At 68.5% G+C, this 1732-nt stretch carries 2 protein-coding genes; both read right to left on the bottom strand.

The window, feature by feature from the left end; translation table 11 throughout:
- The coding region (locus tag ABD743_RS44360; protein ID WP_344730733.1) for a M24 family metallopeptidase at window positions 1–1186 on the bottom strand (1186 nt) is incomplete at its 3' end.
- The coding region (locus ABD743_RS44355) for an NAD-binding protein (protein ID WP_344730731.1) at window positions 1179–1732 on the bottom strand (554 nt) is incomplete at its 5' end. The genes ABD743_RS44355 and ABD743_RS44360, both read right to left, overlap by 8 nt.

Genomic DNA, 1732 nt, shown 5'->3' with positions numbered 1-1732 from the left:
CCTCGATGCGCGCAGCCGAGTAGCCGTCCGACGCGGGGCAGTACGTCTCCAGTGCGAAGACCATCCCGGTCTGGAGCTCGATCGGGTTCTCGATGCTGTTGAGCCGGGAGATGATCGGTCGCTCGTGCAGCCCGAGGCCGATGCCGTGCCCGAACTGCAGCCCGAACGCCGCCATCTCGTCGGCGAACCCGAACTCCTGCGCCCGCGGCCACACGCCTGCGATCTCGTCGGTGCCCACCCCTGGCTTCACGAGCGCGATCGCGGCGTCCATCCACTCCCGCGCGCGGGTGTAGGCATCACGTTGGCTCGCCGTGCTGCTCCCGACCCCGAACGTGCGGTAATAGCAGGTCCGGTAGCCGTTGTACGACTGGATGATGTCGAAGAACGCCTGGTCACCGGGCCGGATGAGCCGGTCGGAAAAGTTGTGCGGATGCGGGTTGCAGCGCTCCCCCGAGACCGCGTTGATCGCCTCGACCTGGTCGGAGCCCATCTCGTAGAGCCGCTTGTTCGCCAGCGCGACGATCTCGTTCTCCCGCACGCCGGGCTTGAGCGCTTCGACGATGTCCTGGTAGACGCCGTCGACCATCGCTGCCGCCTGGGTCAGGAGCATGATCTCGTCGGGGGACTTGATCTGCCGCGCATCCAGCATCAGCTGCTGGGCGTCCACGACGTGGATCCCCTGGCGCTGCAGCTCGAAGAGGAACGGCGGCTCGACGATGTCGACCGCGACCGGGGCATCCGCTACGCCGGCGGCGACGAGCATGCCCTTGATCTCCCGTACCGCCGCTTCCATCAGCCCCGCCTCCGGGGCGATGGCTCCGCGCAGGCCCAGCATTCCCGCACGACAGGCCGACGGCGCAAGCCACGGCGAATAGAGCTGGTGGTGCCGCGCCGCCGACCCGAAGTCCCACAGGGTCGGCTCCCCGTCGCGGGTCAGCAGGGCGTAGCGCGTCATCTTGTCCCCCAGCGCCCCGCCGATCCAGGTCTGCGTGGTGTAGCGGATGTTGTAGAAGTCGAACAGGAGGAACGCGCCGCAGTCGGTGGCCCGCAGGGCCTGCTTCGCCCGGCTCAGCCGGTAGGACCGCAGGCGGTCGAAGTCCACCCGCTGCTCGTAGTCCACCCCGGTGTGACCGGGCGCGGCCAGCGGCCGCTGGGCACTTCTGGCCGTAGCCGTCGTGTCAGGCATCGTCGTGCAGTCCGTCGTCGACCGGGGTGTCCTCGGCGACCAGATCGAGGCCGGATCGGCGGGCCTGCTCGATCAGGAGCGTCGCGAAGTCCTCGGTGGTGTGTCCGGCTCCGATCGCGGCCGTGACAAGCTCCGCGGCAGCGGCCGCGATCGGCATCGACACGCCGTACTGCCGCGCTGCGGCGAGACCGAGATCGAAGTCCTTGCGCAGAAGCGGATTGGTGAAGGTCGGGGTGAAGTCCAGATCGACCATCGCAGGCGTCTTGTACCGGCTGAAGATGGAGCCCATCACCGAGTCGTTGAGGAAGCCGAGGAAGGCCGCCCGGCTCACCCCGCCCTTCTCCGCGAGCACCGTGATCTCGGTCAGAGCCTGCATGACGACGCCCAAGTAGACGTTGTGCGCGATCTTCACCAGCCGTGCGGCCTCACCGTCACCCACGTAGGTCGCTCCGCGGCCCAGCACCCCGAAGAGGGGCTCGACCTCGTCGAACAGGTCACGGCGGCCCGACACGGCAAAGGTCAACCGCCCCGCAGAGACCACGGCCG

Origin of the sequence: Pseudonocardia yunnanensis (assembly GCF_039534065.1) — a bacterium.
Lineage (GTDB): Bacteria > Actinomycetota > Actinomycetes > Mycobacteriales > Pseudonocardiaceae > Pseudonocardia > Pseudonocardia yunnanensis.
Note: the sequence above shows the minus strand (reverse complement) of the source record. Positions and strands in the feature narration are given on the sequence as shown.